This window comes from Pseudomonas sp. WC2401, from assembly GCF_041200115.1.
In the GTDB taxonomy this organism is placed as follows: domain Bacteria; phylum Pseudomonadota; class Gammaproteobacteria; order Pseudomonadales; family Pseudomonadaceae; genus Aquipseudomonas; species Aquipseudomonas fragi.
In genome coordinates this window covers 3,678,888-3,698,118 of the sequence record NZ_CP165623.1, presented here as the reverse complement: position 1 = coordinate 3,698,118, position 19,231 = coordinate 3,678,888, and the positions used below count along the sequence as shown (strand labels likewise).

At 59.6% G+C, this 19,231-nt stretch carries 18 protein-coding genes and 1 tRNA gene; 11 read left to right on the top strand and 8 right to left on the bottom strand.

Going from position 1 to position 19,231, the window contains the following annotated elements:
• Positions 1-84: 84 nt before the first annotated feature.
• The 3 genes from AB3G35_RS16740 to AB3G35_RS16730 form a co-directional block, all read right to left on the bottom strand.
• On the bottom strand, positions 85-966 hold the full coding sequence (locus tag AB3G35_RS16740; RefSeq protein ID WP_203304597.1) for an alpha/beta hydrolase: 882 nt from the start codon (positions 964-966) through the stop codon (positions 85-87).
• Positions 967-1,076: 110 nt separating this feature from the next.
• Positions 1,077-2,165 carry a 3-deoxy-7-phosphoheptulonate synthase gene (locus tag AB3G35_RS16735; protein ID WP_340079875.1) on the bottom strand — a complete coding sequence of 363 codons (1,089 nt, stop codon included), beginning with the start codon at positions 2,163-2,165 and terminating at the stop codon, positions 1,077-1,079.
• 638 nt (positions 2,166-2,803) lie between these two features.
• On the bottom strand, positions 2,804-3,046 hold the full coding sequence (locus AB3G35_RS16730; protein WP_016781238.1) for a DNA-binding protein: 243 nt from the start codon (positions 3,044-3,046) through the stop codon (positions 2,804-2,806).
• Positions 3,047-3,127: 81 nt separating this feature from the next.
• Between AB3G35_RS16730 and AB3G35_RS16725 the strand changes: the two genes are divergently transcribed.
• The 6 genes from AB3G35_RS16725 (at position 3,128) to AB3G35_RS16700 (ending at position 8,635) form a co-directional block, all read left to right on the top strand.
• A complete protein-coding gene (locus AB3G35_RS16725) occupies positions 3,128-3,508 on the top strand; it encodes a helix-turn-helix domain-containing protein (protein WP_159259575.1) in 381 nt (126 codons plus the stop codon).
• Between the two features lie 116 nt (positions 3,509-3,624).
• Positions 3,625-4,263 carry a UvrY/SirA/GacA family response regulator transcription factor gene (gene uvrY / locus AB3G35_RS16720; RefSeq protein WP_029611459.1) on the top strand — a complete coding sequence of 213 codons (639 nt, stop codon included), beginning with the start codon at positions 3,625-3,627 and terminating at the stop codon, positions 4,261-4,263.
• Positions 4,264-4,265: 2 nt separating this feature from the next.
• Positions 4,266-6,089 carry an excinuclease ABC subunit UvrC gene (uvrC, locus tag AB3G35_RS16715; protein WP_095041318.1) on the top strand — a complete coding sequence of 608 codons (1,824 nt, stop codon included), beginning with the start codon at positions 4,266-4,268 and terminating at the stop codon, positions 6,087-6,089.
• A gap of 32 nt (positions 6,090-6,121) precedes the next feature.
• Positions 6,122-6,679, top strand: coding sequence for a CDP-diacylglycerol--glycerol-3-phosphate 3-phosphatidyltransferase (gene pgsA / locus AB3G35_RS16710; RefSeq protein ID WP_016781234.1), 558 nt, complete (start codon positions 6,122-6,124; stop codon positions 6,677-6,679).
• A 64-nt stretch (positions 6,680-6,743) separates the two neighbouring features.
• A tRNA-Gly gene (locus AB3G35_RS16705) sits at positions 6,744-6,819 on the top strand.
• 544 nt (positions 6,820-7,363) lie between these two features.
• A complete protein-coding gene (locus AB3G35_RS16700; protein ID WP_016781233.1) occupies positions 7,364-8,635 on the top strand; it encodes an OmpP1/FadL family transporter in 1,272 nt (423 codons plus the stop codon).
• A 176-nt stretch (positions 8,636-8,811) separates the two neighbouring features.
• On the opposite strand, the gene AB3G35_RS16695 is transcribed toward AB3G35_RS16700, so the two are convergent.
• Complete coding sequence (locus tag AB3G35_RS16695; RefSeq protein WP_016781232.1) at positions 8,812-10,038, bottom strand: MFS transporter; 1,227 nt, start codon at positions 10,036-10,038, stop codon at positions 8,812-8,814.
• A gap of 222 nt (positions 10,039-10,260) precedes the next feature.
• Complete coding sequence (locus tag AB3G35_RS16690; protein WP_016781231.1) at positions 10,261-10,587, bottom strand: hypothetical protein; 327 nt, start codon at positions 10,585-10,587, stop codon at positions 10,261-10,263.
• A 632-nt stretch (positions 10,588-11,219) separates the two neighbouring features.
• On the opposite strand from AB3G35_RS16690, the gene AB3G35_RS16685 reads away from it, so the two are divergent.
• Genes AB3G35_RS16685 through AB3G35_RS16675 form a run of 3 tightly spaced genes read left to right on the top strand, consistent with a single transcriptional unit; the run spans position 11,220 to position 13,713 of the window.
• Positions 11,220-12,749 carry a flavin monoamine oxidase family protein gene (locus tag AB3G35_RS16685; protein ID WP_037001250.1) on the top strand — a complete coding sequence of 510 codons (1,530 nt, stop codon included), beginning with the start codon at positions 11,220-11,222 and terminating at the stop codon, positions 12,747-12,749.
• Positions 12,750-12,763: 14 nt separating this feature from the next.
• Entirely contained in the window at positions 12,764-13,159 is a 396-nt protein-coding gene (locus tag AB3G35_RS16680) for a cytochrome c (RefSeq protein WP_029611456.1), read from the top strand.
• Positions 13,160-13,209: 50 nt separating this feature from the next.
• Positions 13,210-13,713: a RidA family protein gene (locus AB3G35_RS16675; protein WP_016781228.1), complete on the top strand. Its 504-nt coding sequence runs from the start codon at positions 13,210-13,212 to the stop codon at positions 13,711-13,713.
• Between the two features lie 68 nt (positions 13,714-13,781).
• On the opposite strand, the gene AB3G35_RS16670 is transcribed toward AB3G35_RS16675, so the two are convergent.
• Positions 13,782-14,684 (bottom strand): LysR family transcriptional regulator, encoded by a 903-nt coding sequence (locus AB3G35_RS16670; protein WP_083369545.1) that lies wholly within the window; start codon positions 14,682-14,684, stop codon positions 13,782-13,784.
• A 161-nt stretch (positions 14,685-14,845) separates the two neighbouring features.
• Between AB3G35_RS16670 and AB3G35_RS16665 the strand changes: the two genes are divergently transcribed.
• Positions 14,846-15,226: a RidA family protein gene (locus AB3G35_RS16665; protein ID WP_016781226.1), complete on the top strand. Its 381-nt coding sequence runs from the start codon at positions 14,846-14,848 to the stop codon at positions 15,224-15,226.
• 114 nt (positions 15,227-15,340) lie between these two features.
• Here AB3G35_RS16665 and AB3G35_RS16660 read toward each other — a convergent pair whose 3' ends face one another.
• Both AB3G35_RS16660 and AB3G35_RS16655 read right to left on the bottom strand, forming a co-directional pair.
• On the bottom strand, positions 15,341-17,044 hold the full coding sequence (locus AB3G35_RS16660; RefSeq protein WP_016781225.1) for an amidase: 1,704 nt from the start codon (positions 17,042-17,044) through the stop codon (positions 15,341-15,343).
• A 119-nt stretch (positions 17,045-17,163) separates the two neighbouring features.
• Complete coding sequence (locus tag AB3G35_RS16655; RefSeq protein WP_016781224.1) at positions 17,164-18,033, bottom strand: LysR family transcriptional regulator; 870 nt, start codon at positions 18,031-18,033, stop codon at positions 17,164-17,166.
• A gap of 153 nt (positions 18,034-18,186) precedes the next feature.
• Between AB3G35_RS16655 and AB3G35_RS16650 the strand changes: the two genes are divergently transcribed.
• Positions 18,187-19,224 carry an amino acid ABC transporter substrate-binding protein gene (locus tag AB3G35_RS16650; RefSeq protein ID WP_016781223.1) on the top strand — a complete coding sequence of 346 codons (1,038 nt, stop codon included), beginning with the start codon at positions 18,187-18,189 and terminating at the stop codon, positions 19,222-19,224.
• Positions 19,225-19,231: the final 7 nt, after the last annotated feature.

Below are 19,231 nucleotides of genomic sequence, written 5' to 3'. Positions count from 1 at the left end.
GTACTCCTTTGAATAAGGTGCTGAGCCTACCGGATTCGGTGATTTTTTTCTCGGCAAACTGCGCTTGAATGAATTGATTACAGGCTACAAGCCCGCTTCCTTCAGGCGTTTGGCGTGCTCGATGTAAAGCTCTACCGGGTTGATGCGCCTGCGGCTTCCTCTTGCCATATGGTTGATGGTGTCGAGGTGGTCCAGGGGGTAGTCGGAGCGGATGACCTGGCCCAGATGCGAGCTGAAGCGGCCAACCATGCCGTCGTTTTCTCGGGTTTCGCGGGTAAAAAAGCTGTCAAACACACGCAAGGCATTGTGCAAGGGGTCGAGCAGGTTGAGTGACTCGGCCAGCCGCGAGCCTTTGATGATGCCGCTCCAGGAATAATAGTGCACAGCGTTCACCTGTGCGGGGCCCATGCCGCCCCATGTGTCGGGCAGCCCCTGGGGGTATTGGCGGTTGAAGGCGGCAACGCCATCGGTGGTCAGGGCGTTAAGCGCATTCAAGGCATTTTGGGGCAGGCGCGGGTGGCCGCTGAGGGCGGATAAAAATGCGCTGAACGAGGTGGTCAGGGCGGCAGCGACCGTTTCGCCAAGCCTCCCCGGGACAAAGGCCAGGCGCAAGCGATCGGCCAGCTCGGAGCCGTGGTTGGGGCCACTGACTGACGTCACCGAGGCGATCAGTTCAGGGGCGATGGCCGCCACATAACGCGCGGTAAGGGCGCCCTGGCTGTGGCCGATCAGGTTGACACGCTGTGCACCGACCTGCCTGCGCAGGTTGTGGATCTGCTTGAGCAGTTGATCGCCTCGGGCTTCATTGTCGTTGGCGGCTGAAATGATTGGAACGAAGACGCTGGCACCGCACTCATTGAGTGCTTGCTTGATACCATGAAAGTAGTGATGCGAGCCTATCCGGTCGAATCCAAAAAGGCCGTGTACCAATAAGATCGGATAGCGTGTATTTACCGAATCGTCCATGTTCAATCTCGCAGGGTGTTTTTGATCCATGAAAACACCTTAGCCGAGATCGTCTTTGCGCAACCGTGGGGCTTTTCCCAGGTTGCGCACGGTTTTGCCGAACGTGGTTGTCAGGCGGTGGCCTTGGTCGTGTGGCGCTGTGCTTGTAGCCTGCGGGCGGCGTTGCGCAGCAGGTGTTCGGTGGCATCCCAGCCCAGGCAGCCGTCGGTTACGGACACGCCGTAGCGCATCGATGCACCCAGGGGCTGGCAGCCTTCGAACAGATGGCTTTCGAGCATCATGCCGATCAGCGAGTGATCGCCCGCCAGGCGTTGCTCGAGCACATCGTTGAACACCTCGGGCTGGCGCAGCGGGTCTTTGCCGCTGTTGGCGTGGCTGCAGTCGACCATCAGGCGGGCGGGGATACCTGACTTCTGCAGCCCGGCGCGGGCCTTGGCGACGCTGGCACGGTCGTAGTTAGGGCCGCTGTGGCCGCCGCGCAATACCAGATGGGTGTCGGGGTTACCACGGGTTTCGACGATGGCCGGGTGGCCCTGGCTGTCGACACCGAAGTGACGATGGCTGTGTGCCGCAGAACGCATGGCGTCACAGGCGATGGCAACGCCACCGTCGGTGCCGTTCTTGAAGCCTACAGGCAGATCAAGACCGCTGGCCATTTCGCGGTGGATTTGCGATTCCGTCGTGCGGGCGCCAATGGCCACCCAGCCCAGCAGGTCGTCGAAGTAGCCGGCGGCGATGGGTTGCAACAGCTCGGTGGCGACCGGCAGGCCCATGCGCAGCATTTCCAGCATCAGTTCCCGCGACAGGGTCAGGCCGTGGGCCATGTCATCGCTGCCATCCAGGTGCGGGTCGTAGGCCAGGCCTTTCCAGCCCACGGTGGTGCGCGGTTTTTCGATGTAGGCGCGCATCACCAGCAGCATGTCATCGCGCACATCATGGGCGAGGGCAGCGAGGTTGCTGGCGTATTCCAGTGCGGCGACGGGATCGTGGATGGAGCAGGGGCCGACCACCACCAGCAAGCGGGAGTCTTCACCGTTGAGGATGGCGCGAATGGCTTGGCGCTGGCTGCTGACCTGGGCACTCAGTGGGGTACTCAGCGGCAGTTGCTGCTTGAGTTGCGCTGCGGTTGGCAGACGACGGGTCGAAACAGGAGCAGTGGCAGTGTGTACGGTTTGCAGAGCTGAAACGGATGCGTTCATGGTATGGGCTTCCTGGGCAGGCGGCGGGTTGTCCCGCGCGCTCAGCCCTACTGGGGTGTTCGACAATTGGCCAGACTGGCCGTGAGTACAGGCGTGCCACCAATGTGGGTCCGTTCGGAGGCGGCAGGCTGTCCCGAACGGCGGCTGATAAATCGCCATGCAGTGCAAAGGTCGAAGCGGTAATAAGTGGCGTAGTTCATGGGGTAAATCCTCAATTCAAGAAAATGTGTGGGGCTGAAAAAAAAACCCCCGGTCGGGGAGCCGACCGGGGGTTAGATTTCTCTGGCAGGCGACCCCTAAGTAGTGGGCGCCGTGTGGGTATCAGGCGCGCCAGTGGCTAAACCAATACCCAAAATAAAATCGTGCAGCGGAGTGCATGTTGTTCGCGCACACGGCAGCAGCCAGACGCGATTGGCGTGTGGTCTTACAGGCGGCAGTGATGGCGTGGTGCAACATGGGTTGTCTCCAATTGATGTTCCGCAGCTTACTTGAGGCGAGCCTGCGGATTCAATAAAAAAATACCATGCGGCGCAATTGTGCTGGCTATGGCCCTCGCTTGAGCCCCTGTCATGCCTTGCACGGCGCTGTTTGCGGGGCCTGCGTAGTAAATCGGGAGCTTGCCTCAATTAAGCGCATACTCAAGCTGACTCACCATCTTTTGCTTCTGTCAGATGCGTGCCCTGAGACGGAATGATGCCGTCTTTCATGCCCAGAAGAACCGCTACCTTGTGGGCTTCACCACGCCTCCCCTTTTTGCGCCCGGCGAGCACTTGATAAGTGGTAGCAGGGTCGACGCCATGTTCCCGAGCGAACTCTTGAACGGACTTTCCCTGGTGTTCCAGCCATGCCTTGGCTTGTGCGGCGGTACGAATTCCGGTCATGGTTCAAAACCGTTCAAAGTTGTTTAATATTTATGGATTATACCATCCTTGCGGGTGTTTAAAATGGGATCCTACATCCAAATGAGTGGAATTGGTTTGCGCTTGAGGCAGGAGCGAGAGCGGCTTGGTTTGTCGCAGAAAATTTTTGGCGAAATCGGTGGTGTCGAGGCCAACGCCCAGGGCAAGTATGAAAATGGAGATCGTGCGCCCAAGGCGGATTATTTGTCGCGCGTTGCCGCACGCGGTGTGGACGTGCTGTATGTATTGACGGGCAGTCCGACCCCGACCTTGATCGATAATTTGAGTCAAATTGAAGAAAAGGTTCTGATCAGCTACCGGGTGCTGCACAAGGAGGATCAGGACGCCATCCGCCGCCTGACCGTCACCCTGGCAGAGTTGTCCGCGCCGCAACCGGTTAAGGAACGACGTGATCCCGAGGAGGTTGAGCCTGTCAAGGAATGAGTCTTTACAAGGAATTAACGTTTTGCCAGCGATAGATGACGCAAGTCGGTAGGTTGGTGCATTAGTTTTTGCTAAGGTGTCGGCAATCAACCAAGACCAATTTGCGAGGTGTCGACTTGATTCGGGTTCTAGTGGTCGATGACCACGATCTTGTGCGTACAGGGATCACACGAATGCTGGCCGATATCGAAGGCTTGCAAGTGGTCGGCCAGGCCGAGTCCGGTGAAGAGTCGTTGCTCAAGGCTCGCGAACTGAAACCGGATGTAGTCCTGATGGATGTCAAAATGCCTGGCATTGGTGGCCTTGAGGCGACCCGCAAGATGATGCGCAGCCACCCGGATATCAAGGTGGTTGCCGTGACGGTGTGTGAAGAAGACCCTTTCCCGACGCGCTTGCTGCAAGCAGGCGCGGCGGGCTACATGACCAAGGGTGCGGGCCTGGCCGAAATGGTCCAGGCGATTCGCCAGGTCTTCGCCGGCCAGCGCTACATCAGCCCGCAAGTCGCCCAGCAATTGGCGCTCAAGTCCTTCCAGCCTGCCAGTGACTCCCCCTTTGATGCCCTGTCCGAGCGTGAAATCCAGATCGCGCTGATGATTGTCGGCTGTCAGAAGGTCCAGGTTATTTCCGACAAACTCTGCCTGTCGCCCAAGACGGTCAATACCTACCGCTACCGGATTTACGAGAAACTCTCGGTCAAGAGCGATGTGGAGCTGGCCTTGCTGGCCGTTCGTCATGGCATGGTTGATGCTGGTTGATCATGACTGACGTGTTCGACGCAAGTGCATTTCTCTCGACCTGTAGCGGCCGGCCCGGCGTGTATCGCATGTTTGACCGCGAAGCGCGGCTCTTGTATGTGGGCAAGGCCAAGAACCTGAAAAAACGCCTGGCCAGCTACTTTCGCAAAACCGGCCTGGCGCCCAAGACCGCCGCGCTGGTTGCGCGCATTGCGCAAATTGAAACCACCATCACCGCCAACGAAACCGAAGCGCTGCTGCTTGAGCAGACGCTGATCAAGGAGTGGCGCCCGCCGTACAACATCCTGTTGCGCGACGACAAGTCCTACCCCTATGTGTTTCTGTCGGATGGCCAATACCCGCGCCTGAGCATCCATCGCGGGGCCAAAAAGCTCAAAGGCAAATACTTCGGCCCTTACCCCAGTGCGGGCGCCATCCGCGAAAGCCTGAGCATCTTGCAAAAGACTTTTCTGGTGCGTCAGTGCGACGACAGCTACTTCAAAAACAGAACGCGACCCTGCTTGCAGTATCAGATCAAGCGCTGCAAGGCCCCTTGTGTCGGGCTGGTGGACCCACAGGAGTACGCCGAGGATGTACGCCACTCGATCATGTTCCTGGAAGGGCGCAGCAGTGCCCTGACCGATGAGCTGAACGCCGCAATGGAGCAGGCCGCCAGTACGCTGGACTTCGAGCGTGCGGCCCAGGTGCGGGACCAGATTTCCCTGCTGCGCCGGGTTCAGGACCAGCAAAGCATGGAAGGCGGCACCGGGGATGTGGACGTGATTGCCGCGTTTGTGAACCCGGGTGGTGCCTGTGTACACCTGATCAATGTGCGTGGCGGGCGGGTGCTGGGCAGCAAGAACTTCTTCCCGCAAGTGGGCATCGAGGAAGACGTGGCCGAGGTCATGGCCGCCTTTCTCGGTCAGTACTACATCAGCAGCCCCGAGCGCGACCTGCCCGGCGAATTGATCGTCAACGTCGAGCACGAGAGCTTCGAGGCGATCACCGAGGCGATCGAGGCGCTGCGCGGCCGTGAGCTGGCGATCAGCTACCGTGTGCGTGGTACCCGTGCGCGCTGGCAGCAACTGGCTGTCACCAACGCCGAGCAGGCCCTGATGGCTCGCCTGACCAACCGTCTGCATGTGGCGGCACGTTTTGAAGCCTTGGCCCAAGTGTTGAAGCTCGATGAGATACCCCAGCGCCTGGAATGTTATGACATCAGCCACTCCAGTGGCGAAGCCACGGTGGCGTCCTGCGTGGTGTTTGGCCCTGAGGGGCCGATCAAGTCGGACTACCGGCGCTTCAATATTGAAGGCGTAACCCCGGGTGACGATTATGCCGCCATGCACCAGGCCCTGATGCGCCGCTTCAGCCGGCTCAAGGACGGGGAGGGCAAGTTGCCGGACATTCTGCTGGTCGACGGTGGCAAGGGGCAGATGTCGATGGCCCGCGATGTGCTCAATGAACTGGCCGTCCCTGACCTGATTTTGCTCGGCGTGGCCAAGGGGGCGACACGCAAGGCGGGTTTTGAAACCCTGTACCTGAACGATGCAGCCCATGAATTCACCCTCAAGGGCGACTCGCCGGCCTTGCATTTGATCCAGCAGATCCGCGATGAGGCTCACCGTTTTGCAATTACCGGGCATCGGGCACGACGGGGTAAAACCCGACGAACCTCAACCCTGGAAGGCATTGCAGGGGTAGGGCCGACCCGTCGCCGAGATTTATTGAAACATTTTGGTGGCTTACAGGAGCTATCTCGTGCCAGCATCGAGGAGATCGCCAAAGCACCCGGGATCAGTAAAAAGCTCGCTGAGTTGATTTATGCAAACCTGCACAGCGAGTAGAATGCCACCTCACCTCGTAGCCAGTTGTGCCGATGAATATCCCTAATTTGATCACCGTACTACGCGTTCTACTTATTCCTTTCTTCATTTTGTTGTTCTATTTGCCCTACAGCTGGAGTTATGCAGCCGCCAGCTCAGTCTTTGCATTTGCCGCGGCGACCGATTGGCTTGACGGCTATCTGGCCCGTCGACTGGAGCAAAGCACGCCTTTTGGTGCCTTTCTGGACCCGGTCGCCGACAAGCTGATGGTGGCGGTGGCCTTGGTGTTGCTGGTGCAAGAGCATCACAACGTATGGCTGACGTTGCCGGCGGCGGTGATTATCGGTCGTGAAATCGTCATTTCCGCGTTGCGCGAGTGGATGGCCGAACTGGGCGCACGGGCCCAGGTGGCGGTATCGAACATGGGCAAATGGAAAACAGCGGCGCAGATGCTGGCCCTGGTGATCTTGCTGGCCAACCCTTCGGACTTCAGCTTCTGGGTGTTGGTGGGTTACGGGCTGCTGCTGGTGGCTGCCGGCTTGACCCTGTGGTCGATGCTTCAGTATTTGCGGGCTGCCTGGCCGCACCTGAAGACCACCTCGGTAAAATAAATAAAACTTTTTTGAATCAAGGGCTTGACGCGTTATTAGATTTCTATAGAATGCGCATCACCAAGCGGGAATAGCTCAGTTGGTAGAGCACGACCTTGCCAAGGTCGGGGTCGCGAGTTCGAGTCTCGTTTCCCGCTCCAAATATGGCTCTGTTGAATTGTATGAAATTTGATAGAGCAAGAAAAAAGGACCTTCGGGTCCTTTTTTCGTTTCTGGCATTTCATCCGGGTTTGCCGAGTCGCTCTTGTGAAGCTGCAGCCGGGTGGTATTTTCTGGCAAGTTAGCTTGAGACGGCGATGATGTTCGCGCTGTTCGCCATAGAGTGGGCGGGCTATTTAGAGGGCCACTCTAATAGTGGCTTATTTTAAGCTCGCCGCTCTTTCAATAAAGGGCGCACTTGCCCCGCCCGCGACCCGTCTCATGCAGTCCTGGCGCCGGCAGATCCCGGCAGGCACATTGCGATTTCATCTTTGTCGCGTCATGTTTAATGATCTTGGATGGTTAAATATGTTAGCGAAATCAGGTAGTTGATCAGGTTTGCCGATCACTGGATATTCGCACGCTGAATAACGGTGAATTCTTGTTGTATTGTCCGACAAGGGGCCTGGTTTCTATATAACAGACTATGGCAGCGGGTCGGGAATATTGGTAATTTGCGCCCCGTTGATCACTGGACCTCTAATAATGAAAAAACTATTCTTCAAGACCACCCTCGGTCTTGCCGTTGCACTTGCGTCTTCTCAGCTACTTGCCAGCGGTCTTGCAATTAATGAACAAAGTATCAGTGGCATGGGCACCGGCTTCGCCGGTCGATCGTCCTCTGCCGATGATGCCAGTACCGTATACGGCAACCCTGCCGGCATGGCGCGCCTGAAGCAGGAGCAGGTGAGTGCAGGTGCTGCCTTGCTCGTGGCGAAAACCGATATCAGCCATACCCGCAGTACCTTTGGTGGCAAGGAAGATGGCGATATGGTGCCGTTGACTGCGGTGCCCATGGGTTATTACGTCAAGCCGATTGATGAACACTGGGCCTTCGGTGTCGGTTTCTATGTGCCGTTTGGTTTGATTACGGACTATGGCAGTGGTTTCGCAGGGCGTTACTTCGCCAATAAGAGCAAAATTCAGGTCATGACGTTCCAGCCCACGGTCAGCTATGCCTTCAATGACAAGGTATCGATCGGGTTTGGTCCGACTATCAACCGCATTGACGGTGAACTGACTTCCCAGGTGCCGAATGCCTTCACTCCGGGCACAAACGACGGCAAGGTGAAGATCAGCGGCGATGACACGGCCATCGGTTTCAACGCCGGTATCCTGGTACAGGCCACTGACAGCACCCGTGTGGGCCTGACCTATCACTCCAAGGTCAGCTACAACCTCAAGGGCACTACCAAGGTCACTGGCGGTACCTTCAGCCTGCTGGGCCTGAGCGGCCAGAGCTACGATGCCAAGCTGGGCCTGGATACGCCGGAGTCGGTGGACTTCTCGGTCACTCATCAGCTCAATGATGACTGGACGCTGTATGCGGGCAGCACCTGGACGCGCTGGAGTCGCCTCAAGGACATTACCGTGCAAAACAGTGATGTCAGCCCGCGTCTTGGCGGCTCGTTGAGCACCATTACCGAAGAGCAGAACTGGCATGACACCTGGGCCCACGCCATTGGTGCCGCGTATCAGTTGAATCCGCAATGGGTGCTGCGCACCGGCTTGTCGGTTGACCAGTCGCCAACCAACAACACCAATCGTTCGCCGCGCATTCCTACCGGTGACCGTACCGCCATCAGCTTCGGCGCTGGCTGGACGCCGGTCAGTAACATGACGATCGACCTGGCGTACTCCTACCTGTGGGAAGACAGTACCAAGGTCAACGACAGCTCGGCTTCCAAGGGCGCGTACAGCTCTACCTACAAAAACAGCGCGAGCGGTTTTGGTACTTCGATCACCTATCGCTTCTGACCCGCGGGATGTGCGTTACAGATGATGTAACGCACATCTGGCCCAGAGATCCTGGATATCCAGCGTTTTGAAGAGTGTCGAGGCTTTGCCAGCAAGCATCAGAGCCTGCTTGCCCGTTTTCAGATCGCGATAGTACGCAATCCCCCCGTGTACTCGCCCGGCAGGCAGCGCGCTGCTCAGGCGGGCTGGGCCACCAGGTTATTGCTGACGTTACGCCCTAACACCAGTACCGTTACAAAACCGCATCCCACCAGGGCCGTGGCCAGGCTCAGCAGCACCGAGCTGCCCAACTGGTCGACGATTTGCCCGCCGAAGAACGAGCCCAGGGCAATAATCACCTGAAACAGGGCTACGAACAGCGGCATGCCGCGCTCCACATCCTTGGGCGCTACCACAAACATCCAGATACTGGCGCAGGCCGGGAAGGCGCCGAAAGCGAAGCCCCAGAGGGCGATGAGCATCGCAGCGCCAGTCATGCCGGTGGCGAAGTAGGGGAACAGGGCGGTGCTGGTGCCAATCATCAGGGCCACCAGCAACAGGGTGTGACGCACACTGCGATTGGCGGCAAAGCCGGCGAATAGATTACCCATTACCCCAGCAACACCATAGAGCAACAGCAATGAGCCAATGGTCGGCCCGTCGAAACCGGCACTGTGCTTGAAGAAGGGGGCGACATAGGTGTAGGCGGCAAAGTGCGCCAGGCCAATGAGCAATACCGCAATCAACCCCACCCGCGATTGCGGGTTGATAAACAAGGCCGGCAGGTCACTGACGCGAATGGCCTTCTCGGGGGTGAGCCGCGGCAGCAGGAAGATCTGCGCCAGTAGCACCGGCACGCCCACCAGCGCCGTCACCAGGAAGGTCATGCGCCAGCCCAGCAAGCCACTTAGCCATGTGCCTACGGGCACGCCCAGGACGGTGGCCAGGGTTACGCCGACCATGATGATCGAGGTGGCCTGGGCGACGCCCACGCCCTTGGGGGCCAGGCGGCCACTCAGGGCGATGGCGGTCGCCCAGAAACCGCCGATGCTGATACCCAGCAGCACACGACCCACCAGCAGCAGGTTGAAATCACTGGCGAAGGCCACGACTGAGTTGGCAATGATCATGACCAGCGTCAGGCCGACCAGCAGGTAGCGACGGTCCATCGTACCAATGCCGATGGACAGCAAGGGCGCCGCGAGCGCGGCCATTATGCCGGGCAGGGTGACCATAAGCCCGGCGTGGCCGGCACTGATGCCAAGGTCACTGGCAACGTCGTTGAGTACGCCCACCGGGAGAAACTCGCTGGTCACTAGGGCAAAGGCGCCCACGGCGACCGAGAGAATCGCCAGCCACTGCTGTTTGACGCTCTGTTGAGGATGTTCGGGGCGGCCGCGAGGCGGCAGGCTGGCGCTTGGCATGGTGGTGAGTTCCAGAAGGGGAGATGTCGCCTGAAGCTAGGCTGGGGGCGGGGGAAGCTGGAGGGGATTATAGGGGGCAGTTTTGCCGATCAAACACGCGGGCACTTCGATAGTAATTATCAGTGCCATCGATAGGGCGCCCGTAATAGAGCGCCCGCTGTTGGCTGGAAGAGTTATAGGCGAGTTGTAAGGCCCTGTGCATGCAAGAGCGTGCTGGCCCGGTCAGATGATGATATCCATGCGCGGGCCGAGCCCGTCGACCAGCACGGATATATGGGCCTGTACTTCGCAACGGGCTTTACACAGGTCGATGGCGCTTCTGAGTTCACGGTCGATAATGTTTCTGGCTTCTTCTCGTTTTTCGCAGGCGGTTTCAGCCGTCAAGGTCACCTGGCCGGCAAAGGTGGTTTCAACCGTAGACAGTTTGCTCCAGTCGGGGGTTTGTATATTGGCGATGCTTTTTCTGACCTTGTCGGCTGCTTTGGCTGCAATATCCGTATCTCCTGTCGGAGAAATCGAATATGTAAATAAGAAGTAGTGTTTTGTCATTTGATCTGCCTTTATAAAGTAACGATTTATAAGGCGAGCGTCAGGCTCGCTTATATCAACATTAGCACTGCAATCAGGCAGCGAAATACTGGCCTTAAAGTTTTCGGGCTGAAAGAGTGTGTGCAGTTGTTTATATTATTTATATGATTTGTAGGTTGAAGCTGTCCTGCGGCATTGGGCTTTGCATGATGTGAAAGTTGCTATATGGGGGGTGTTTCGGCATGTTTTATTGCATCACCGTCTAGATCAGATCTTGAGGGTTTTTCGTCGCCGGGTACGATGCGCTCATGCGGCACACCCACTTAAAAACTGCACAATCCTGGCGCAAGTGTCTTGCACCAAAAACAGACTTGGCTGATTCATGGTGAAGCATTCTGGCTGTCTAAGTTTTATGAAACTTCCTACATCTTCAGTTTTCCGCCCATTACAGTTTTATGGCACACCACTTGCTCTGGAGGATGACCGGGCGCAGACAACTCTGTGGTCGGGCGACGCAGCAAGCGTGGTTGCTCGTCTGTCATTGCCTGCGTATTTCCCTTCGATTCAAAGGACTGGTCATGCAAGAGAAAGCAATGGTTGTGAGCCGACGCAAAGTACTCAACTGGATCGGCGTGACAGCGGGCGCCGCCGCGATGTATCAGGCAATGACTGCCTTGAGTTTTGCCGCTGAATCGAACTATGAGCGGGATTTTGCCTTGAGCGGTGCGCCAAAGGGCACCCGTGTACTGATCCTTGGGGCGGGGCTGGCGGGCATGACCGCCGCCTATGAGCTGCGCAAGGCCGGCTATCAGGTCAAGGTGCTGGAGTTCAATGCCAAGCCGGGCGGGCGCTGCTGGACGCTGCGTGGCGGTGACCGTTTCACCGAGCTGGGCGGCGCTACCCAGCATTGCGAATTCGACAAGGGCCTGTACCTCAATCCCGGCCCGTGGCGCATCCCGTATCACCATCATGCCGTGCTCGACTACTGCCACAAATTCGGCGTCGCCCTGGAGCCCTTTATCCAGGTCAACTACAACGCGATGGTGCATTCCACCCAGGCGTTTGAGGGCAAGCCGCAACGTTACCGTGCCGTGCAGGCCGATTTTCAGGGGCATGTGGCCGAACTGCTGAGCAAGGCCGTCAACCAGCACGGGCTGGATCAGGCACTGACCCGCGAAGACCGCGAGCGCCTGCTGGAGGTGATGCGCAAATGGGGCGCGCTCGATAGCAGCAATGCCTATAAGAAATCCCTGGAGACCAGCATGCGTCGCGGTTTTGCCGTGGACGATGGCGGCGGCCTGATGCCCGCAGCGGTGGCGTCCGAGCCTATCGACTGCAAGGCGCTGCTGGATTCCAATCTGTGGCAAAGCATCGCCAGCGGCCAGGAGTACGAATTCCAGAGCAGCATCTTCCAGCCGGTTGGCGGCATGGACATGATTGCCCAGGCGTTCCAGAAACAGGTCAACGACCTGATCCAGTACAACGCCAAGGTCACGCGTATCCAGCAAAACGGCAACGGTGTGACCGTTACCTACCAGAACAGCGACGGCAGCGGCGGGGCTCGGCAAGAGCAGGCCGACTGGTGCGTGTGTACCTTGCCGTTGTCGATCCTCGGACAGCTGCCCATCGATGTCAGCGCGCCGATGATGAGCGCGATCCGCGCCGTGCCCTACGAGTCTTCGATAAAGGTCGGGCTGCAATTCAAACGCCGTTTCTGGGAGCAGGACGAGCATATCTATGGCGGCATCAGCTACACCGATACGCCCATCAGCAAGATCAGCTATCCGAGCACCGATTACGGCAAGCAGGGCAAAGGCGTGTTGCTTGGCGCCTATATCTGGGGGCCGAACGCTTACGAGTTCACCGCCATGAGCCCGCAAATGCGCGTGCAAAAGGCCGTTGAATACGGTGCCCAGATCCACCCGCAATACCCGGCAGAGTTCGAAAACGGCATCGCCGTGGGCTGGCACCGGGTGCCCTGGACCAACGGCTGCTACGGCCTGTGGACCCCCGAAACCCGCGAGCAGCATTACAAGAACCTGTGCCAGATTGACGGGCGCATTGTCCTGGCCGGTGAACATGCTTCTTACATTCCGGCCTGGATGGAGGGCGCCATCCTGTCTTCCCAGGATGCGATCAAACGCCTGCACACCCATATCATCGCCAGCGCGAAAGCGGCCTGAGCCCGGAGACAGCCATGCGAATGACTTTAACCACCGCTATCCTGGCCGGCGTGCTGGCCAGTGTGCCTGCGTTTGCCGAAGATGCGCCGATACTGTCCACCTCTGGCAAGTTCGATCAGCCCAGTGGCGAGGCCCTGTTCAATCAGGTCTGCCAGGGTTGCCATATGGCTGATGGCCAGGGCTCCCACGGGGCGGGCGCGTATCCGGCGCTGGCTGCCAACCAGAAACTGGGGGCCAAGGTGTACCCGGTGTATATGGTGACATCAGGGCAGGGCGGCATGCCGGGCTTCAAGAAATACATGGATGACCAGCAGATTGCAGAGGTGGTCAACTATGTGCGAACCCACTTTGGCAACCACTATGCCGACACCGTGACCGTCGAGGATGTACGCGCGGTCACCCGGCGCTGACAAGCAATCATGGACTGCGCGTTTTTTCATACCCCTAAAGGAATGTAACGATGACTAAAAAAATGATCCCCGCTTTTGTTTTGACCTCGGTGCTGGCCGGCCTGATGGCAACCCAGGTGAGTGCGGCAGAAGTGATCCGCCACAAGCTGCCCAATTCCGACTTTCCGATTTCCCTGGCCGTGGAAATCCCGCCGGGTGTCACCGTGGTCAACCTCAGTGGTGTGGTGCCGCCCATTGCCGACAGCAAGGCCGACCCCAAGACCCTCGCCGCTTATGGCGACACCGAAGTGCAGACGGTCAATGTGCTGAAAAATATCGAGGCCACCCTCAAAAGCCTGGGCCTGAGCATGGGTGATGTGATCAAGATGCAGGTGTATCTGGTGGGTACGCCGGAAACCGGCAAGATGGATTTCGCCGGCTTTATGAAGGGTTACACCCAGTTTTTCGGCACCCAGGCCCAGCCCAAGCTGCCAACCCGCTCGGCGTTCCAGGTGGCCGGTCTGGCCAACCCGAATTATCTGGTAGAGATCGAGGTCACGGCAGCCCGGCCGTAACCTCCCGCTTAACGGGCGGGTGCCATAGCGCCTGCCCGTCCCCCTTCACGGCGTACCCGACAGGTTGCTCAGCCCTCAAGCGGTGGTGTGTCCAGCGCCAACAACTCCTCCATCAAGCTGAACACCGTGGCTTTGACAGCACTGTTCAGCGCTGTCCATGCCAGCCCCGTGGTTGCCCGGTATTCCCCCAGATCCAGCGGCCTGGAGATGACATTGGCGGGCAAGGCGCGCCCGGCGTTGGCTGGCAGCAGGCCAACCCCTAGCCCGGCAGATACCAGGGCAAGCATGGTGGTGAACTCGCCCAACTCGGTTGCGTGTGGCAGATGCGCGCCCTGGCGGGCAAGCGCTTGCATCAATTCATCGTAAAAGCCGGGGGCGTAACGCCGAGCCAGGGTAAAAACCGGCAACTGGCTCAGCTCAGTGGGGTGCAGGACGTCGCAGGCCAGCAGCGGGTGGTCGCCGGGCAGGGCGACAATAAAGTTTTCCTGCAGTACCTCGCGGGTGTGGATCCCCGGGATGGCGGCCGGCAGGCGCATCAGGCCGAAGTCGAGCTGGCCGTTTTTCAGCGCCACGGCCTGGTCCGGGCCGGGCATGTCCTTGAGTTCCAGTTCGATCCGCGGGAAGCGGGCATGCAGCGAGCGGACCAGCATGGGCAGCAATTCGGGCAGTACAGAGGAGACAAAGCCAAAGCGCACGCGGCCGATCTCCCCGCGACCACACGCCCTGGCCACGTCGGCGGCATGGGCCGACTGGTGGAGCGTGGCCCGGGCTTCAGGCAGGAAGAGGGTGCCCACCTCGGTGAGTGCGACCGAGTGGCGGTTGCGCTCGAACAGGCGCACCCCCAGCTCTTCTTCGAGCATCTTGATCTGCATGCTCAGGGCCGGTTGCACGATGGACAGCCGTTGCGCGGCCCGGCCGAAGTGCAGCTCTTCGGCCAGGGTCACAAATGATCGCAGGTGTTTGATTTCCACAGGGCACTCCAGGCTATGCAACGACGTCATGGCGAAGCGCATGGTAATGGATCGCAGAAGGTTTTAGCCAAGCACGGCCATGTGCGACGGTGCAAAAAAACGCGCAAGGCGTTGGCAGACGTTGGACAATGGGTGTTTTCACTTCAAGCGAGCGATCACTTATGTCTCACCACGACATCACTTTTATCCCTGATCCCGATGCGGATTCCATCTCCTCGGATGTTGCCGGCTTTGCCGGCCTGCTGGTATCGACGCAGATTCCGACCCGTGCCGATGGCAGCCTGGAGCTGGGCGGGATTGTCGAGCAGAGCGAGTGTACGTTGCAGGCGCTCAAGCTGGCGCTGGAGAAGGCGGGCAGTTCGATGAGTCGGGTACTGCACCTGACCATTTACCTGACTGATATGGCTGATCGGGCGGCGTTCAATGAAGTTTACAAACGTTACTTTGCCCAACCGTGGCCGGTGCGCGCTGCGGTGGGCGTGGCCGAATTGGCGGTGGCGGGGATGCGGGTGGAAGTGACGGCGATGGCGGCCAAGGGCTGAGAACAACACACGATTGTGGGAGCGGGCTTGCTCGCGACTGGATCGCCGCGGTGTGACTGAAACACCGCGGCGCCTGCATCGCGAGCAAGCCCGCTTCCACGATCGTGCCGCTTATTACTTCAACGGCGGCGTGCGCGGCGGGATCATGCGCTTGCTGCCCGTTGCCTCAAATGCCGACGCAAAGCGCAGCAACGCCGAATCGTCATAGGCGCGACCGGCAAACGTCAGCCCCACCGGCATGCCGATATCCGCCATCACGCCCATAGGCACGGTTACGGTCGGCACACCCAGATGGCGAATGGCGAGATTGCCGTTGGCCACCCACACGCCGTTGCTCCAGGCGATATCCGCTGACACCGGGTTCACATCCGCATCTGCCGGGCCAACATCAGCGACGGTCGGGAACAGCACAGCATCCAGGCCCAAGTGGTCCATCCAGTCTTCCAGGTCGATGCGCCGGGTTTTTTCAAGGCCGCGCAGGCCGTCGGGCACGGTACTGATCTGGTCCCACGGGGTAATGCCACGCTGGGCCATGCGCACATACTCGTCCATGCCGGCCGCCAGTTCGTCCTCACGGTTGGGCAGGGTGCCCGGGTCGTGCGGGAAGATCAGTGGGCCGTCGACGTCGGCCAGGCGGTTGAGTTGCGGGTCACCGTTGGCGCGCAGGAAATCATCGAATGCCCAGGCCGACAGCTCCCATAGCTCGTCATGCAAGAACTCTTTGGACACCAGCCCGCGGGTAAACACGGTGGGCGCGCCTGGGCGATCGCCTTCGCAGTTGGACACCAGCGGGAAGTCTACTTCCAGCACTTCGCCGCCCTGGGCTTCGATGGCCTGGCGTGCGGCTTGCCACAGGTCAATCACCGAGGCGCGGGTGATGATGCGCTGCCCGGTGGGGCCGCCAATGCCGGGGCATTCAGCCGTGCCGGCCTCGGGGTCGGCATTGATATACATGCGCGGTACGCCAAAGCGTTTGCCGGCCAGCGCTTCGCTGCCGGCATTGAGTTGTGCATAGGAGGCCGGACGCACCGAGGCCACGCTCGGCAGCGGCACCCAGGGTTGCAGGCGCCACAGGTCGCCACGGGTATCCGGGTCTTCGGCGACGACAACATCGAGCACTTCGAGCAGGTCGGCCATCGTGCGGGCAAAGGGCACGACCACGTCCATGGTCGGTGTCAGCGGCCAGTTACCGCGCACTGAAATCACCCCGCGCGACGGCGTGTAGGCGCACAGGCCGTTGTTAGACGCCGGGCCGCGCCCGCTGGACCAGGTTTCCTCGGCCAGGCCGAAAGCCGAAAAACTGGCCGCCGTGGCCGTGCCTGCACCGTTGGACGAGCCGGAGGCGAAAGGCGCCGTCAGGTAGTTGGCGTTGTACGGGCTTTCGGCGCGGCCATACACACCGCGTTGCATGCCGCCGTTGGCCATGGGCGGCATATTGGTCTTGCCCAGGCAGATGGCCCCCGCACCGCGCAGGCGCTCAATGGTGAAGGCATCACGATAGGCGATCAGGTCCTTGAAGGCCGGGCTGCCCGAGGCGGCGGTCAGGCCCTTGACCAGGTAGCTGTCCTTGGCGGTATAGGGGATGCCATCCAGCGGGCCGAGGGTCTGGCCCTTGGCCCTGCGGGCGTCCGAGGCCTGTGCTTCGGCCAGTGCCTGGGGGTTGCGCACCACCACGGCATTGAGCGCGGTGGCCGTGTCAGGAGTGTCGTAGGCGTCGATCCGCGCGAGATAGGCCTGCACCAGTTCGACTGCCGTGGTTTGGCCGGTTTCGAGCGCGCCGCGCAGTTGGGCTATGGACACCTCGGTGACTTCGATCATGGGCTTACCGCTTGAGGACTATGGGAAACCGCAGAGCTTAGCGAAACTCCTGCCTTAACAGCCAGCCCATGTGACATTTGATGTCGTAAATAGGTATCACACCTTGTGGGAGCAAGTGGTTAAAGCCGCTGCCAGAGCGCGTCGGCCTGGGGGTTGCGGTTATCGCGCCAGCGCACCAGGATCACTTCCAGATGATCGGATTCCATGTCCGGGTACAAGCGCACCAGCTCACCGCGTTCGATCAGTGGCGCCACCATGCTGTGGGGCATGCACGCCACGCCCTGGCCGCTGGCGACCATCGGCTTGAGCGCCTCCGAGACGGTGGCTTCGAACACTTGCAGCAAACGCTGCGGCTGGGGGTGACGGTTGATCTGGGTGCGCGACAGCTCATGCAGTTGCGCACTGCGCGAATAGCTGAGCAGCGGGATCGGCTCGTCGGTGTGCGCGCAATGCGCCGCCAGTACGGGCGTGGCGACCCAGTACAGCTCGTCATGGCCCAGGGACTTGACCTCGAACTCGCTCTGGCGCGAGTAGGGCGCCGTCTTGGTGTCACGGTAGAACAGGATGAAATCACAACGCCCGGACATCAGCGCCATGTAGTAGTCATCGGTGCTGCGATAGCCCGTGTCGATACGGGTGAACAGCGGCGCCTGCGGGCTGTTCAACTGGCTGATCCAGCCCGGGAAAAAGTTGCATGCCAGGGTGTGCAGCGAAGCAAAGGTCAGTGGCCGGTTGAGCACCTTGACGCTCTGTTCGCAATCGCGGGCCATGCGTACCAGTTCCACGGCATTGGGCAGCAGCGCTTCGCCCGCAGCAGTCAGGCGCACCGGGTTGCGTTCGCGGTCGATCAGGGTCGCGCCCAGGTGAGCTTCAAGCAGTTGAATACGCCGGCTCAGGGCCGATTGCGATGAGCCGCGCATGCTGGCCGCTGCCGTGAATTTACCGGTGTCGGCCAGGGCGAGAAAATCTTCGTACCAGTCAATGTTCATGGACTTATTCCAATATTCGATAGCCCGTGCAGCATAGTGGATCAATTGCCGCTATCCGGCCCAAGCCTGTGTCTTTATTGTGCGCTGAACCGCCACCTGCCGTTGAACTGTGGTTGACAGGCATAACAAGAAGAATTTTGAAGGGGCAATGATATGCATAAATTGAATAGGGCCAAGCTTTTACTTGGGGCTCCGCTGTTGGCCTTGCTGTTGACGGGTGCCCAGGCCGCCCAGGCAGGTGTGCTGGACAAGGTCAAGGCTCATGGCAGCGTGCGCTGTGGGGTCGCGGGCGACAAACCGGGCTTTTCGCTGATTGATGACAAGGGCCGCTGGACCGGCATGGACGTGGACCTGTGCCGCGCCGTGGCCGCGGCGGTGCTGGGGGATGCGGACAAGGTCGAGTACCTGACCACCACCGCGAAAAACCGCTTCACCGCCCTGGCCTCCGGGGAGATCGATATCCTGTCGCGGGCTGCCTCCTGGACCGCTGAACGCATCGCCAACCTGGGCGTGGACTTCACCACCGTGTGGTTCTATGACGGCCAGGGCTTTATGACCCACGCCGCCGACGGCATCCAGAAACTCACCGACCTGGACGGCGCCACTTTCTGCCTGTCACCGGGCACCACCTCCGAGCAAAACCTGGAAGACTATTTCGGCCGCCGTGGCCTGACTTACAAAACCGTGGTCATCGAAAAAAGCCCCGAACTCTATGCCGCCTTTCAGCGCGGGCGTTGCAACGCCATTTCCAATGACTCTTCGGGGCTGGCGGCGCGTTTGGCGTTGATGAACAACCCCAAGGACTATGCGCTGTTGCCCGAGGTGATTTCCAAGGAGCCGCTGGGGGCCTTTGTCGCTCAAGGTGACACGGTGTGGCGCAATATTGTGACCTGGACCGCTTACGCGCTGATGACCGGCGAAGAGCTGGGCGTAACCTCGGACAACGTCGACGAGTTGCGTGGCAACAAGAGCGCATCCACCGATATCGCCCGCTTGCTGGGCACCGAAGGCAGTATCGGCAAGTCCTTTGGCCTGGACAGTGACTGGGCTTATCGCGCCCTCAAGCAGGTCGGCAACTACGCGCAAATCTACGACCGCAATCTCGGCCAGCAGACGGCATTGAACATCCCGCGCGGTCTTAACCGCAGCTGGAAAGACCATGGCCTGATGTACGCACCGCCGATTCGCTGAGGGGATT

Coding starts and splice junctions, on each gene's coding strand:
- uvrC (WP_095041318.1), top strand. CDS start 4,266: ATGACTGACGTGTTCGACGCAAGTGCATTTCTCTCGACCTGTAGCGGC.
- AB3G35_RS16655 (WP_016781224.1), bottom strand. CDS start 18,033: ATGAACATTGACTGGTACGAAGATTTTCTCGCCCTGGCCGACACCGGT.
- AB3G35_RS16660 (WP_016781225.1), bottom strand. CDS start 17,044: ATGATCGAAGTCACCGAGGTGTCCATAGCCCAACTGCGCGGCGCGCTC.
- AB3G35_RS16680 (WP_029611456.1), top strand. CDS start 12,764: ATGCGAATGACTTTAACCACCGCTATCCTGGCCGGCGTGCTGGCCAGT.
- AB3G35_RS16690 (WP_016781231.1), bottom strand. CDS start 10,587: ATGACAAAACACTACTTCTTATTTACATATTCGATTTCTCCGACAGGA.
- AB3G35_RS16725 (WP_159259575.1), top strand. CDS start 3,128: ATGAGTGGAATTGGTTTGCGCTTGAGGCAGGAGCGAGAGCGGCTTGGT.
- AB3G35_RS16675 (WP_016781228.1), top strand. CDS start 13,210: ATGACTAAAAAAATGATCCCCGCTTTTGTTTTGACCTCGGTGCTGGCC.
- pgsA (WP_016781234.1), top strand. CDS start 6,122: ATGAATATCCCTAATTTGATCACCGTACTACGCGTTCTACTTATTCCT.
- AB3G35_RS16730 (WP_016781238.1), bottom strand. CDS start 3,046: ATGACCGGAATTCGTACCGCCGCACAAGCCAAGGCATGGCTGGAACAC.
- AB3G35_RS16665 (WP_016781226.1), top strand. CDS start 14,846: ATGTCTCACCACGACATCACTTTTATCCCTGATCCCGATGCGGATTCC.
- AB3G35_RS16685 (WP_037001250.1), top strand. CDS start 11,220: ATGTATCAGGCAATGACTGCCTTGAGTTTTGCCGCTGAATCGAACTAT.
- AB3G35_RS16735 (WP_340079875.1), bottom strand. CDS start 2,165: ATGAACGCATCCGTTTCAGCTCTGCAAACCGTACACACTGCCACTGCT.
- AB3G35_RS16695 (WP_016781232.1), bottom strand. CDS start 10,038: ATGCCAAGCGCCAGCCTGCCGCCTCGCGGCCGCCCCGAACATCCTCAA.
- AB3G35_RS16700 (WP_016781233.1), top strand. CDS start 7,364: ATGAAAAAACTATTCTTCAAGACCACCCTCGGTCTTGCCGTTGCACTT.
- AB3G35_RS16740 (WP_203304597.1), bottom strand. CDS start 966: ATGGACGATTCGGTAAATACACGCTATCCGATCTTATTGGTACACGGC.
- AB3G35_RS16650 (WP_016781223.1), top strand. CDS start 18,187: ATGCATAAATTGAATAGGGCCAAGCTTTTACTTGGGGCTCCGCTGTTG.